This is a genomic window from Pseudomonas putida, assembly GCF_022627325.1.
Taxonomy (GTDB): domain Bacteria; phylum Pseudomonadota; class Gammaproteobacteria; order Pseudomonadales; family Pseudomonadaceae; genus Aquipseudomonas; species Aquipseudomonas putida_X.
The window spans coordinates 73,153-86,827 of record NZ_JAETZZ010000016.1; the positions used below are offsets into that span (position 1 = coordinate 73,153).

The following is a 13,675-nucleotide window of genomic DNA, read 5'->3' on the forward strand; positions in this document are numbered from 1 at the left end:
CCAGCGCGGCACAAGGCCGCTCGACAAGGCACCGCACGCGCCTTCAGGCGCGCGCGGTCTTGCTTACACAAGGCGGTATCAAGTCCCGGACTTGATCCTGGTCCAGGCCCGCGTCCGCGCCCGCTCTGCCTCACGCGTCAAAGGCTTGAGCGTGTACAGCTTGGCCATCGCCTCAGGGGTCGGATACAGGTTGGGATTATTGCGAATCGCTGGGCTGACCTGATCCGTCGCATCCTTGTTCGGGTTCGGGTAGCCGACAAAGTCGCTGATCGGCGCAATCACCTCTGGGCGCAGCAGGTAGTTGATGAACGTATGCGCGTCCTCCGGGTTGGCGGCGCCTTTCGGAATCGCCAGCATGTCGAACCAGATCGGCGCGCCCTCTTTGGGCAGGCGCATGTCCACCACCACACCGTTCTTCGCATCCCGGGCGCGGTTTGCGGCCTGGGAGAAACTGCCGGAATAACCAACGGCAACGCAGATATCGCCGTTGGCGATGTCCGCCATGTACTTGGAAGAGTGGAAGTAGGTGATATAGGGGCGGATCTTCAGCAGCAGGGCTTGGGCTTGCTTGTAGTCACCCGGCTTGCTGCTGTTGGGGTCCAGCCCGAGGTAGTGCAACGCCAGAGGCAGGATCTCTGATGGCGAGTCGAGCAGCGCTACACCGCACTGCTTGAGCTTGGCGATGTTCTCTTCCTTGAAGAGCAGGTCCCAGCTGTCCACCGGAGCCTTGTCGCCCAGTACTGCCTTGACCTTGTCTGGGTTGAAACCGATCAGCACCGTGCCGTACATGTAAGGCACGGCGAACTTGTTGCCCGGGTCGTTGGCCTCGATCAGCTTCATCAATGCCGGGTCCAGGTGTTGCCAGTTCGGCAGCTTGCTGCGGTCCAGTGGCTGGAACACCCCCGCCTCGATCTGCTTGGCGAGGAACACGTTGGACGGCACTACCACGTCGTAGCCGGAGTTACCCGTTAACAGCTTCGCCTCCAGGGCTTCGTTGGTGTCGAAAATGTCGTAGACCAGCTTGACGCCGCTGTCCTTCTGGAAGCTGGTCAAGGTTTGCGGGGTGATGTAATCGAACCAGTTGTACACGCGCAAGGTGCGCTGTTCGGCTTGCGCCTGAAGGGCGCCGGCGCACAGGGTGGCCGCGATGAGTGGGGCGAGCAGGCGCTTGAGTCTGGCCATTATCGGGCTCCTGGCTGGGCGAGCTGGAAACCTTCCAGCACATTGACTGCGTTGATACCGATTTCTTCCACTGCGTAGCCGCCTTCCATCACGAACAAGGTCGGCTTGCCGAGCTGGGCGATACGCTTGCCCATTTCCAGGTAGTCCGGGCTGTCCAGCTTGAACTGAGAGATAGGGTCATCCTTGAAGGTATCCACCCCCAGTGAGATGACAAGCACGTCAGCGTCGTAGCCGGCGATGCGCGTGCAGGCATCCTCCAGCGCAGCGCTCCAGGCGGCCCAGTCACTGCCCGCTGGCAGCGGATAGTTGATGTTGCAGCCAGCGCCCGCACCTGCGCCGGTTTCGTCCGCGTAGCCCAAAAAGAACGGGAACTCGTCTTGCGGGTCGCCGTGGATCGAGGCGAAGAACACGTCTTCGCGGTGGTAGAAGATGTCCTGGGTGCCATTGCCATGGTGGTAGTCGACGTCGAGGATAGCCACCTTGGCCCTGCCTTGGTCGAGGAAGGCTTGGGCTGCGATCGCGGCGTTGTTCAGGTAGCAGTAACCTCCCATCACCTCAGCGGCGGCGTGATGCCCTGGTGGGCGGCACAGGGCGAAGGCCGCATGGGCGCCTTGCTCAATTGCAGCCTGGGCGGTGAGGGCAACCTGTGCTGCGCTGTAGGCGGCTTGCCAGGTACCCGCGGTGATGGGCGCGCCGGCATCGAAACTGTAGTAACCCAGTTCGCCATGCAGGCCGGTGGGTTTGACCTGGCGCAAGGTGCGGGCTGGCCAGGTGAAGGGCAGCAGGTCGCCTTCCTGACCCAACGCGGCCCAACGCGCCCAGGCACCTTCGAAGAAGTCGAGATAGTCGGCGCTGTGGATGCGCTGCAGCGGTGCACGGCCGAAATCGGTCGGGGCCTGGACAGCACCGAGGTTGCGCTTTTTTACCTGCTCGAGCACATGGTCAGCGCGCGACGGCATTTCGAAGCAGGGCATCAGTTTGCCGTCGATCAGCTCGCAGCGGCCGTGGTGCAGGCGGTGGTCATCGGAATAGATCGTCAGCATTGTTGTTCTCCGGTGGTACTGGCGTTGGCCCATTTTCACGGGCTGCCGGGTGTGGGAGAACGACGCAAACGGCCAAAAGGGGATCGATGTGGCCAAGCTCGCAGGCCCCGCTCAACCTCGGAAATGGCTGGGCGCAACGCCGCTCCACCGCTGGAACGCATGCCGGAAGCTCGCCGTCTCACTGAACCCCAGGCGCTCGGCAATCCGGTAGATCGGCATCTTGTCATCGGCGAGCAATTGCTTGGCTCGCTCGAATCGAAGCTCATCGAGCAGCTGTTGATAACTGCTGCCGAGCGCCTGCAAGTGCCGGCGCAAGGTGCGAGACGAACAGTTCATCTGCCGCGCCAAGCCCTCAAGGCCGGGGGCAGCGTCCAGTTGCTGCAGCAGCAACTGGCGAATCCGCCCCAGCCAGGCCTGGCGCCCTGTGAATTCAAGGTTCAGGCGCCGGCAGCGTTCGCTCATGGCTTTGTGCGTGATCGGGTCGGCAAGCGGCAGCGGCGTGTCCAACCAGTGTCGATCGAACGCAAAGGCGTTGTCCTTCGCGTCGAAGCCCAGAGGGCAGGAAAAGACACCGTTATAGCGCTGATGGTAGTCAGGCTGGGCATGCGCGAAACGGGCGCCGAGCAGGGGCAGTGGCCGGCCCAGCAGGTCGTCACAGATGACTTTGAGCGACACCAGGCAGAACTCGGCATTGAAAGCGGCCAGCGCCGGGAGGTCGCGATATTCGTCGGCGCTAAGCCAGATGCGCTGGCCGTCGTCTATCAGGCGTAAGCGAAAGACTGTTCCCAGCAGTGCCGGATACTGCAAAGCCAGGCGCAAGGCGTCACCCAAAGTGGCACTGGAGAGCAGCGCGTAACCCAGCATGCCGTAGCACGACACATGCATGCGCTGGCCCAGTTCCAGGCCAATGTCCTCACGCCGTGCCACGGCATTGGCGCATACCTGCAGCTCTTGCTGGGTGGTGATGCGCGCATCGGCATGGCCAAGGTCTGCCAGGCCTATACCGCTGCCAGCCAGCAGCGCCGTAGCCTCGCACCCTTGCTCCTGGAACAGGTTGAGGATCAGCGAAACCGCGTTGAGGGTGGTCATGTGGCTGTGCAGCATGCTCGGTATTTCCGTGGGCTGGGAAACATTACAGAGCAAGTTGTGTGCCGGGATCGCGCGGGCGAAAAAAAGGGCCCGTAGCGTGCGCTCGGGCCCTTGAAAGGTCGAGAGGTGTCTAGTCCCTCAAACCTGGTGAGACTGTTTGCAGCAGCCGGGTTACGCCTTCAGCGGAACCAGACGTGGAGCGATCATGTTTTCCGGGCGCAGGATGTCGTTGAGCATCGCTTCGTCCAGCAGCTGTTCTTCGCGTACCAGTTCCAGCACGCCGCGGCCGGTTTCCAGGGCTACGCGGGCAATACGGGTGGCGTTTTCGTAGCCGATGTAAGGGTTCAGGGCGGTGACCAGGCCGATCGAGTGCTCCACCAGTTCACGGCAGCGCTGTTCGTTGGCGGTGATGCCGACGATGCAGTGCTCGCGCAGCATGTCCATGGCACGCTGGAGCAGGCGGATCGAGTCGAAGATCTTGTAGGCGATCAGCGGCTCCATCACGTTCAACTGCAGCTGGCCACCTTCAGCGGCGACGGTCAGGGCCAGGTCGTTGCCCATGATGGCGAAGGCAACCTGGTTGACGGCCTCCGGGATGACCGGGTTGACCTTGCCTGGCATGATCGAGCTGCCTGGCTGGCGCGCTGGCAGGTTGATTTCGTTGATGCCGGTACGTGGGCCGCTGGACAGCAGGCGCAGGTCGTTGCAGATCTTCGACAGCTTGACCGCAGTGCGCTTGAGCATGCCGGAGAACAGCACGAAGGCGCCCATGTCCGAGGTGGCTTCGATCAGGTCGGCAGCCGGTACCAGCGGCTGGCCGCTGATGGTCGCCAAACGCTGTACGGCCAGGGCCTGGTAGCCAGGGTCGGCGTTGATGCCGGTGCCGATGGCGGTACCGCCCAGGTTGATTTCGGTCAGCAGTTCCGGGGCCAGCGAGCGCAGACGCTGCAGGTCTTCGGTCATGGTGGTGGCGAAGGCGCGGAACTCCTGGCCCAGGGTCATCGGCACGGCGTCCTGCAGCTGGGTGCGGCCCATCTTCAGTACGTGGTCGAACTCTTTACCTTTGGCAGCGAAGGCCTGGATCAGGCTGTCGAGGCTGGCCAGCAGCGCGTCGTGGCCCAGCAGCAGGCCCAGACGGATGGCGGTCGGGTAAGCATCGTTGGTCGACTGCGCCATGTTCACATCGTTGTTCGGGTGCAGGTACTGGTACTCACCCTTCTGGTGGCCCATGGCCTCCAGCGCGACGTTGGCGATGACCTCGTTGGCGTTCATGTTGGTGGAAGTACCAGCGCCACCTTGAATCATGTCCACAACGAACTGGTCGTGGAAGTCACCGCGGATCAGGCGGGCGCAGGCCTCGCTGATGGCGGCGTGCTTGGCATCGCTCAGGTGCCCCAGCTCACGGTTGGCATCGGCAGCAGCCTGCTTGACCATGGCAAGTGCCACGACCAGTTTCGGGTAGTGCGACAGCGGAACACCGGAGAGATGGAAGTTGTTGGCAGCGCGCAGAGTCTGGATGCCGTAGTAGGCATCGGCAGGGACTTCAAGGGTACCAAGCAGATCTTTTTCGACGCGGAACGATGCAGCGGAGGACATGATGGATATCATCTCGATTTTGACCCGGCACCTGCCGGAATGGCGCTAATGCTAGGCCTTAAGGGGATTTTGCGGCCAATGCTGTTGCACGCTAACCTATGCACAAACGGCATAGTGTTTGATGTGACGCCGATTGACATTCGAGCGTGTTCCATTTTGGTGCATGCCGGGAGATTCGTTTAGTGAACCTAGAAAGCAAATGGCTGGAAGACTTCAGTGCGCTGGCCGCCACCCGCAGTTTTTCCCAGGCAGCGGAGCGCCGTTTCGTCACCCAACCGGCCTTCAGCCGACGTATTCGCAGCCTGGAGGCGGCGCTCGGCCTGACGCTGGTGAATCGTTCCCGCACGCCCATCGAACTGACGGCGGCGGGTCAGCTATTTCTCGTAACGGCGCGTACCGTTGTCGACCAGTTGAGTGAAGTTCTACGCCATTTGCATCATCTTGAAGGTGGCCAGGGCGAGGTGATCCAGGTGGCGGCGGCGCACTCGCTGGCGTCTGGCTTTTTCCCGCGCTGGGTTGCGCAACTGCGTAACGATGGTTTGAACATCGCCACGCGGCTGGTGGCCACCAACGTCGGTGATGCTGTGCATGCGTTGCGCGAAGGTGGCTGCGATCTGATGCTGGCTTTCTATGACCCGGATGCAGCGCTGCAGATGGACGCCGAAATCTTTCCCTCGCTGCACATGGGCACCACCGAAATGCTTCCCGTGTGCGCCGTAGGGGCAGATGGAAAGCCCATGTTCGACCTTGAGGGCGACGCCAGCGTGCCGTTGCTTGCATACAGTGCGGGCGCCTTCCTTGGCCGTTCCGTGAGCCTGCTGCTGCGCCAGCGCAATTTGCGCTATACCACGGTGTACGAGACAGCCATGGCCGACAGTTTGAAGAGCATGGCCTTGGAAGGCATGGGCGTTGCCTGGGTGCCCCGGCTTTCGATGCGTGGCGAACTGGAGCGAGGGGAGCTGGTCATCTGCGCAGGGGCCCAGTGGCATGTGCCACTGGAAATCCGCTTGTATCGCTGTGCTCTGGTGCGCAAGGCCAACGTGCGCCTGCTATGGCGCAAGCTCGAGTCCGCGGGTGCGCAAGGCGAAGGCTCAGTGTGAGTTGTACTTGAGATAGTCGGCGATATTCGCCCGGTTCTTGTCGCTATACCGGTAGCAGTTCGATCGCGCCGGGATTCGCCGGTGCGTATAGGTTTCGCAGACCCAGCCGTTGAACTTCAGTTCGGCGTCTTCATGCGTGGCGGAAAGCAGATGGCCGATTTCATGGGCGGCGCTGCTGTACGCGGCCATTGAGGCGATGGCGGTGTTCTGTTTGAAGTAGGCCAGGCCCGCATTGTAGTTCAGCCCGCTGTGGTCATAGCTGTTTTGCGTCATCAGCAGGTGCTTGTGCATGAAAGAGAAGCGTTGGTCCGAGGTCAGTTCCTGCACGCCTTGGGTGAATGCCTCAAGAATCTCGTTGGATGGCTTGCCTTGATAATCCATATCGGTGATGCCCGGAACGTTGCGTCGCAGGATCAGTTCCGTGGGGTGGGCGGTGAAACTGCGCATCTCATCGATCCAGTGCTGAAAGTAATCCTTGTGCACTTGCTCGTCGCTGATGCTGGCCAGCTCGTCGTGAAGATAAACGGTCACGACCAGCGACTTGGCCGCTACGGCGCAAGGCAACTGCAGGGACAGCAGGAGGCTGAAAAGGAGGGTGAGGGTCTTGGGCATTACGGTTCTCCAGGTAGATCGAGTGGGTGGCCGCGATCGTCACCACCTGGCAGGCCGCTCGGCAGTCGGAAAAAGTTGTCCCACGAGACAGCTTGCCCTTTGATCCGACATGTGCTTGTGGGGGTGGGCGGGCCGACTTGAAATACGCTACAATCCCGCGCCTTCGGCCAGCCTGGTCGATTCAGAATCCGTATGACAAGCCACGCCGGTCCACCTGCGTGGCTTGTTGCTTTTAGCGCGCCAGAAGGCGCTTGCAGGAGAGGCTCGACGATGAGTGCACTGGTTGGCGTGATCATGGGCTCCAAGTCCGATTGGTCCACCCTTAGCCACACCGCCGATATGCTGGAAAAACTCGGCATTCCCTACGAAGTGAAGGTGGTTTCCGCCCACCGCACCCCGGATCTGCTGTTCCAGTACGCCGAAGAGGCCGAAGGGCGTGGCATCGAGGTGATCATCGCTGGCGCGGGTGGCGCAGCGCACCTGCCAGGCATGTGCGCCGCCAAGACCCACCTGCCGGTGCTGGGTGTGCCGGTACAGTCGTCGATGCTGTCGGGTGTCGACTCGCTGCTGTCGATCGTCCAGATGCCTGCCGGTGTACCCGTTGCCACCCTGGCCATCGGCCGTGCCGGTGCGGTCAACGCCGCGCTGCTGTCGGCGAGCATCCTCGGCGCCAAATACCCGCACTATCACGCGGCGCTCAAGCAGTTCCGCACCGAGCAGACCGACACTGTGCTGGACAATCCAGACCCACGTCAGGCTTGAGGCTGAACCCATGAAGATCGGTGTTATCGGTGGCGGCCAGCTGGGCCGCATGCTGGCTCTGGCGGGCACCCCGCTGGGCATGAACTTCGCCTTCCTCGACCCGGCGCCGGACGCCTGCGCTGCGGCTCTTGGCGAGCATCTGCGTGCCGACTACGGCGACCAGGACCACCTGCGCCAGCTGGCGGACGAAGTCGACCTGGTGACCTTCGAGTTCGAAAGCGTCCCGGCCGAGACCGTCGCCTTCCTCTCGCAGTTCGTCCCGGTGTACCCGAGCGCCGAAGCGCTGCGCATTGCCCGCGACCGACTGTTCGAAAAGAGCATGTTCCGCGACTTGGGCATTCCCACCCCGGCCTTCGCCGATATTCTTTCCCAGGCCGACCTTGATGCAGCGGTGGCCAGCATCGGCCTGCCGGCCGTGCTCAAGACCCGGACCCTGGGCTACGACGGCAAGGGCCAGAAGGTTCTGCGCACCCCTGAGGATGTGCTAGGTACCTTTGCTGAGTTGGGCAGCGTGCCGTGCCTGCTGGAAGGCTTCGTGCCGTTCACCGGCGAAGTGTCCCTGGTGGCCGTGCGAGCACGCGATGGCGAAACCCGCTTCTACCCGTTGGTGCATAACACCCACGAGAGCGGCATCCTGCGCCTGTCCGTGGCAAGCCAGGCACACCCGCTGCAGGCGCTGGCCGAAGACTACGTCGGCCGTGTGCTCAAGCAGCTGGACTATGTGGGTGTGATGGCCTTCGAGTTCTTCGAAGTCGACGGTGGCCTCAAGGCCAACGAGATTGCCCCGCGTGTGCACAACTCCGGGCACTGGACCATCGAAGGGGCCGAGTGCAGCCAGTTCGAAAACCACCTGCGCGCCGTCGCCGGCCTGCCGCTGGGTTCGACTGCCAAGGTAGGCGAGAGCGCCATGCTCAACTTCATCGGTGAGGTGCCGGCAGTGGACAAGGTCATCGCCATCGATGACTGCCACCTGCATCACTATGGCAAGGCCTTCAAGGCCGGGCGCAAGGTCGGCCACGCCACCCTGCGTTGCCAGGATATGGCCACCCTCGAGCGCAAGATTGCCGAGGTAGAGGCCTTGATCAGCAACTGACAGGCCATCTGATCGAACTTCTGCAAGTGGTTCGCCCTCTGAAATGGCAACAAGCCAAAGCGCTGTCTAGGCTTTGGCTTGCTCCATCTTCACTGCAGAGGGATTGCCATGGGCATCATTGGAACTATCTTCATCGGCCTGATCGTTGGCCTGCTGGCGCGCTTCATCAAGCCCGGCGACGACAGCATGGGCTGGATCATGACCATCCTGCTGGGTATTGCCGGCTCCTTGATCGCCACCTATGGCGGCCAGGCCCTGGGGATTTATCAGGCTGGGCAGGCAGCGGGCTTCTTCGGCGCGCTGGTCGGTGCCGTCATCCTTCTGGTTATCTTCGGCTTCATCAAGAAGCGCTGAATACTGGTTAGAATGCTCGGCAATTCATCCGATTTGCCGAGCATATTCATGCGTGCCTTTTTTCTCATCCCCATGCTTCTGGCCAGCGCCCTGGCCCATGCCGAGCTGCCTGAAACCGACTGGCTCGAACTGATGCCCAAGTCGGACCAGAAAGCCCTCGAGCAAATGCCAGAGATTGACCATAACTCGCCCGAGGCGATGGGTACCTTCACCGACAAGGGCGGCCTGAAGCAAAGCAAGGGCCTGCCAGCGGTGATGTATTCGACCAAGACCGTGGCCGCGATGAACGGCAAGGAAATTCGTCTCGGCGGTTACCCGGTGCCGCTTGAAAGCGATGCCAAGGGTAATAACACGCTGTTCTTCCTGGTGCCTTACCCGGGCGCCTGCATCCATGTACCGCCGCCGCCGCCCAACCAGCTGGTGCTGGTGCGCTATCCGAAGGGGTTGAAGATCGATGACATCTACACGCCGTTGTGGGTGAGCGGTACGTTGAAGGTTGAAAAGGTCAGCAACGACATGGCCGATGCGGCGTATGCGCTGGACGCCGCGAAGGTGAGGGTGGTGCAGGACGCTGACCTGTGAAGGGGCTGCTTCGCAGCCCATCGTGAAACAAGGCCGCTCAGGCGTGTGCGGCCTGCGTAGCAGGAGCTTCGTATCGCGAAAGGACCGCAAAACGGTCCCGGCAGTGGAATCAAAGCCCTTCGCTGCCAATCGCCACGTGCAGGGCATGAACCGCCCCAGGCTTCAACTCCACCACATCGTCCCAGACATTCGCCGTTTCGATGCACAGCATTCGCTGCCAGCCATCATCGGCCATGTCAGGCAATGCCTGGGCTCTGTCGGTCCAAGGGTTCCAGATCACCGCTGAACGTGAACCACGGCTGTTCAGGGTAATGCGCCGATTCCAGTGCGGATCAACAATGCTCAGTTGCCCAGGCGTATTCAGGTAGATGCGATCGGTCTCACCGGCAAACGTCAGCGCACCCTGTTGCTGGCGCTGCTCCCAGTCAGCCAGGGTCTCGATGTAGTCCAGCCCTTCGACACCCTCGACCCGCGCCTCACGCACATCGCTGACGGCAAAGTAGCTGTGCAGGGCCTGGCTGATGGTGACTGAGCTGTTGCCCCTGTTACGGCTGGTCAGGGTCAGCTCAAGCGCATCACCCATGACGATCAGCAGTTTCAGCTCGACGTCATGCGGCCAGTGCGGCAGATCGCCCTGGGCTTCTGGCAGTTCGAATTCGATGCGCAGCGCGCTGGCCGCCTCTTCGATGGCCAACAGTTTCCAGTCACGCGTGCGGGCCAGGCCATGGGCCGGCGCCTGCGTGCCATGGAACATGCCTTGAACAGCTTCGGGGTTGCGCTGCAGGTTGCCGAACCACGGCCAGCACACCGGCACACCTGCGCGCACCGACTTGCCCTGGCGGAATATGGCCTGGTCACTCAGCCACAGCAGCGGCGGCTCGCCAACGTGCTGGTAGCTGAGGATCTGCGCACCCTGTTGGGCGATCAGTAGTTCGGCACGGTCGCTGGTGATACGCCAGCAGTTGAGTTCGCCGTGTTGCTCGTTTACGACCTGGTAGGTAGCCATTGCGCTTGTCTCATTGATTGCCTGTGGGCCTTCGACCCGCTGCCTTGCAATGAGTTTACCGCTCGCGTGGCTTAGCGACGAGGCACTGAACGGGTGCGGCCGCTGCCATCGATGGCGACGAAGACGAACACTGCTTCCGTGACTTTGCGCCATTCGCTCGACAGCGGGTCGTCGCTCCACACTTCGACCATCATCTGGATCGAGCTGCGGCCGATTTCCAGCGTCTGGGTATAGAACGACAGTTGTGCGCCCACGGCCACTGGCACCAGGAAGGCCATACGGTCAATGGCGACCGTTGCCACCCGGCCACCCGCGACGCGGCTCGCCATGGCAGTGCCTGCCAGGTCCATCTGGGCGACCAGCCAGCCGCCAAAGATATCGCCAAAACCGTTGGTTTCGCGGGGCAACGCAGTGATTTGCAGGGCCAGGTCGCCTTGCGGGATAGGATCTTCTTGTTCGAGCTCAATCATGCGGTGGGGCCTCTGACCCGTGACGCTTTCGTTGGTGTGGCGCAAAGGCCGAGTAAACGATTCAGCTTGAAACATACTACGCCGATTTCGTTTCGCTGGACGGCCGTAGGGAAACTCTGCGAAACCGCCTGACATAAAGACCGGCGTTTTCGCACAACATCCCATCGTGGCGGCAACGTTTTCCTACGAACGGGCAGTATATATAGCCAAACGCTCAGCGACGACCGTGCAGTCATGAATATCTGTATGGATTTTGTATCGCTTTCAGCAGGCCCCGGCAATTTGCTATCTTCGCCTGTCACCGCCAGAAGCCGCGTGCCAAGCGGCCTGCATGCCCTACAAGAGAAGAACAAGCAATGACCTCCGTGCCGAGCAGTATCGAGCAGCCCTCGCGGCCGCTGACCCGCAGTGACTACAAGACCCTCTCACTGTCCGCGCTAGGCGGAGCCCTAGAGTTCTACGACTTCATCATTTTCGTGTTTTTCGCCACTGTGGTCGGCAAGCTGTTCTTTCCGGCCGACATGCCCGAGTGGCTGCGCCTGATGCAGACCTTCGGCATTTTCGCCGCCGGCTACCTGGCCAGGCCCCTGGGCGGCATCATCATGGCCCACTTCGGCGACCTGCTTGGGCGCAAGAAGATGTTCACCCTGAGCATTTTCATGATGGCCCTGCCAACGCTGATCATGGGCCTGCTGCCCACCTATGCCCAGATTGGCCTGTGGGCACCGATCCTGCTGCTGCTGATGCGCGTGATACAGGGGGCAGCGATCGGGGGTGAAGTGCCTGGCGCCTGGGTGTTCGTGTCCGAGCATGTGCCTGCACGCAACACCGGCTATGCCTGCGGCACCCTGACCGCCGGCCTGACCGCTGGCATTCTGCTTGGCTCGCTGGTGGCAACGCTGATCAACACGGTTTACAGCGTTGAAGAAGTCGCCGACTACGCCTGGCGTATCCCTTTCCTGCTTGGCGGCGTATTCGGCCTGTTTTCGGTGTACCTGCGCCGCTGGCTGCATGAAACCCCGGTATTCGCTGAGATGCAGCAACGCAAGGCACTGGCCGAAGAGCTGCCGCTGCGCGCGGTGCTGCGTGATCACCGTGGCCCGATCATCCTGTCGATGCTGCTGACCTGGATGCTTTCTGCCGGCATCGTAGTGGTCATCCTGATGACACCGGCGCTGTTGCAGAGCATCTACCACATCAGCCCCACCGACTCGCTCAAGGCCAACAGCCTGGCGATCGTGCTGCTCAGCCTTGGCTGCATCGGCTCCGGCAGCCTGGCCGACCGCTTTGGTGCAGGCCGCGTGTTCGTCATCGGCAGCCTGCTGCTGCTGGTGACGTCCTGGACCTTCTACCACAGCCTGCCGACCCACCCGCAGCTGCTGTTCCCACTGTATGCCATCACCGGCCTGTGCGTGGGGGTGATCGGCGCGGTGCCCTATGTGATGGTCAAGGCGTTCCCGGCGGCGGTGCGCTTCAGTGGCCTCTCGTTCTCCTACAACGTGGCCTACGCCATCTTTGGCGGCTTGACGCCGATGGTGGTGACCGCACTGCTCAAGGTGAGCCCAATGGCGCCTGCCTATTATGTAGCGGGTCTGTGTGCAGTTGGTCTGATCGTGGGCATTTACCTGGTCGCTAACAGGCGCTGATCGGCTGGCCCTCACCGGCTTTATCGTCGGCAAGGTGACTCCCACATGTACAGCACAGTTTCAGTAACGGTGCTGTACATGTGGGCGTCACAGCCTTATTCAAAATCTAAAAGCTTTACCCAGCCCGCCATGCAGGCCTCAGTGGCGCTTGCCCTTGCCAGGGCGTTCAGCGCGCCCTGTAAATAGGCCTCTTGTATCATTGCTTCCTTCAAATTATGCGGGATGTTTCCTATCGGCAAAAATTTAAGCCAAGGCGTCTTTGTACCATTCTGCAAATTGGAAACTTCCGCCCGTAGAGAGATATGTAGTGCAGTTGCCCGACATCAAATGGGCAACTTGAGCCATGCAGATAAGGAGACTCTGTATGGCTCAAAACACACTGAACGATAATTCAACGGGTGATGTTGTCATCACTCCCGGCTCGTGCCGAGGCATTGGCGCTTGCGCATCACCAGCGGGTTGGTACGTACAGCCAGGCACATGAAGGTCGACGTGCGCAGCTTGATGCTCACTTCGCAAAACAGTCGAGAGGCCTGGCACAGGCGCTTCAGGATGAGCTCGTGTAGCCTTGGCGTTCGACGCCGCGATTGTGGAAGGCCAGCCCCCGCGCACCTGGACGCCACTGGTGGCACCTGGATCGGAGATACTGGGACCGACGCCTTTGCCCGAGGCTCCGTTACTGCCGGGCATTCTTCCGGGGACGTCGACTGTTCCAGTGGGGCCAAGTCTTGAAATACTTCCAGGCGAGAATCCTGGAGAGACAGGGGCCATAATTCCTGGGTTCGGTGGAGAGGACGATCTACCAGCGCCGGGCCTGGTTAATAACGAGCCAGCAGAAGAGACTGAAACTGGAGCGTATGGTGATTTGGAGCGCAGAAGTATAAGAGACGATATGGATGTTGATCATATACCTGCTCAAGGCGCGATAAAACTTTGGCTTGAGAATAATGTTCCGTATTTGTCACCCTATCAAGTCAGAGCGCTTACCAGGCGAGCCCCTGCTGTCGTTATCCCTACACATGTGCATAGGCGGTACAGTGAGACATAGGGTGGACGGAACACCAAAGCGAAGCAAAAGCTAGACGCTGCTGACCTGTTTGAGGCTGTGCGTAGCAACGTCGATGCGCTAAGGCCAGGTCT

The 13,675-nt window shown here is 61.1% G+C and carries 13 protein-coding genes; 6 read left to right on the plus strand and 7 right to left on the minus strand.

All coding sequences use genetic code 11. From position 1 onward, the window contains the following. Positions 1-78 precede the first annotated feature (78 nt). The 4 genes from JNA92_RS22400 to aspA form a co-directional block, all read right to left on the minus strand. Positions 79-1,182 carry a polyamine ABC transporter substrate-binding protein gene (locus JNA92_RS22400; protein ID WP_241806706.1) on the minus strand — a complete coding sequence of 368 codons (1,104 nt, stop codon included), beginning with the start codon at positions 1,180-1,182 and terminating at the stop codon, positions 79-81. After that, a complete protein-coding gene (locus JNA92_RS22405; protein WP_241806707.1) occupies positions 1,182-2,225 on the minus strand; it encodes a histone deacetylase family protein in 1,044 nt (347 codons plus the stop codon). The genes JNA92_RS22400 and JNA92_RS22405 overlap by 1 nt, the downstream gene beginning before the upstream one ends. 111 nt (positions 2,226-2,336) lie before the next feature. Next, positions 2,337-3,329, minus strand: a complete 993-nt coding sequence (locus tag JNA92_RS22410) for an AraC family transcriptional regulator (protein ID WP_241806708.1) — start codon at positions 3,327-3,329, stop codon at positions 2,337-2,339. A 156-nt stretch (positions 3,330-3,485) separates the two neighbouring features. After that, the gene (aspA, locus tag JNA92_RS22415; RefSeq protein WP_241806709.1) at positions 3,486-4,910 is read right to left on the minus strand and encodes an aspartate ammonia-lyase; all 1,425 of its coding nucleotides are present in this window, start codon (positions 4,908-4,910) and stop codon (positions 3,486-3,488) included. A 182-nt stretch (positions 4,911-5,092) separates the two neighbouring features. Here aspA and JNA92_RS22420 point away from each other — a divergent pair, with 182 nt between their 5' ends. Further along, positions 5,093-6,010, plus strand: a complete 918-nt coding sequence (locus JNA92_RS22420) for a LysR substrate-binding domain-containing protein (protein WP_241806710.1) — start codon at positions 5,093-5,095, stop codon at positions 6,008-6,010. Here the strand turns inward: JNA92_RS22420 and JNA92_RS22425 are convergent. Then, on the minus strand, positions 6,002-6,622 hold the full coding sequence (locus JNA92_RS22425) for a hypothetical protein (protein ID WP_241806711.1): 621 nt from the start codon (positions 6,620-6,622) through the stop codon (positions 6,002-6,004). The two genes, JNA92_RS22420 and JNA92_RS22425, sit on opposite strands and share 9 nt — an antisense overlap. A 270-nt stretch (positions 6,623-6,892) precedes the next feature. Here JNA92_RS22425 and purE point away from each other — a divergent pair, with 270 nt between their 5' ends. The 4 genes from purE (at position 6,893) to JNA92_RS22445 (ending at position 9,413) form a co-directional block, all read left to right on the plus strand. Beyond that, complete coding sequence (gene purE / locus JNA92_RS22430; protein WP_125924414.1) at positions 6,893-7,384, plus strand: 5-(carboxyamino)imidazole ribonucleotide mutase; 492 nt, start codon at positions 6,893-6,895, stop codon at positions 7,382-7,384. A 10-nt stretch (positions 7,385-7,394) separates the two neighbouring features. Further along, complete coding sequence (locus JNA92_RS22435; protein ID WP_241806712.1) at positions 7,395-8,477, plus strand: 5-(carboxyamino)imidazole ribonucleotide synthase; 1,083 nt, start codon at positions 7,395-7,397, stop codon at positions 8,475-8,477. A gap of 108 nt (positions 8,478-8,585) precedes the next feature. Next, positions 8,586-8,831: a GlsB/YeaQ/YmgE family stress response membrane protein gene (locus tag JNA92_RS22440; protein WP_241806713.1), complete on the plus strand. Its 246-nt coding sequence runs from the start codon at positions 8,586-8,588 to the stop codon at positions 8,829-8,831. Between the two features lie 48 nt (positions 8,832-8,879). After that, on the plus strand, positions 8,880-9,413 hold the full coding sequence (locus tag JNA92_RS22445) for a DUF3299 domain-containing protein (RefSeq protein ID WP_418942026.1): 534 nt from the start codon (positions 8,880-8,882) through the stop codon (positions 9,411-9,413). A 109-nt stretch (positions 9,414-9,522) separates the two neighbouring features. Here JNA92_RS22445 and JNA92_RS22450 read toward each other — a convergent pair whose 3' ends face one another. Together JNA92_RS22450 and JNA92_RS22455 are read right to left on the minus strand one after the other, a co-directional pair. Further along, positions 9,523-10,419, minus strand: a complete 897-nt coding sequence (locus JNA92_RS22450) for a D-hexose-6-phosphate mutarotase (RefSeq protein WP_241806715.1) — start codon at positions 10,417-10,419, stop codon at positions 9,523-9,525. Between the two features lie 71 nt (positions 10,420-10,490). Beyond that, positions 10,491-10,889: an acyl-CoA thioesterase gene (locus tag JNA92_RS22455; protein ID WP_003253317.1), complete on the minus strand. Its 399-nt coding sequence runs from the start codon at positions 10,887-10,889 to the stop codon at positions 10,491-10,493. 356 nt (positions 10,890-11,245) lie between these two features. Here JNA92_RS22455 and JNA92_RS22460 point away from each other — a divergent pair, with 356 nt between their 5' ends. Beyond that, positions 11,246-12,535: an MFS transporter gene (locus JNA92_RS22460; protein ID WP_241806716.1), complete on the plus strand. Its 1,290-nt coding sequence runs from the start codon at positions 11,246-11,248 to the stop codon at positions 12,533-12,535. Positions 12,536-13,675: the final 1,140 nt, after the last annotated feature.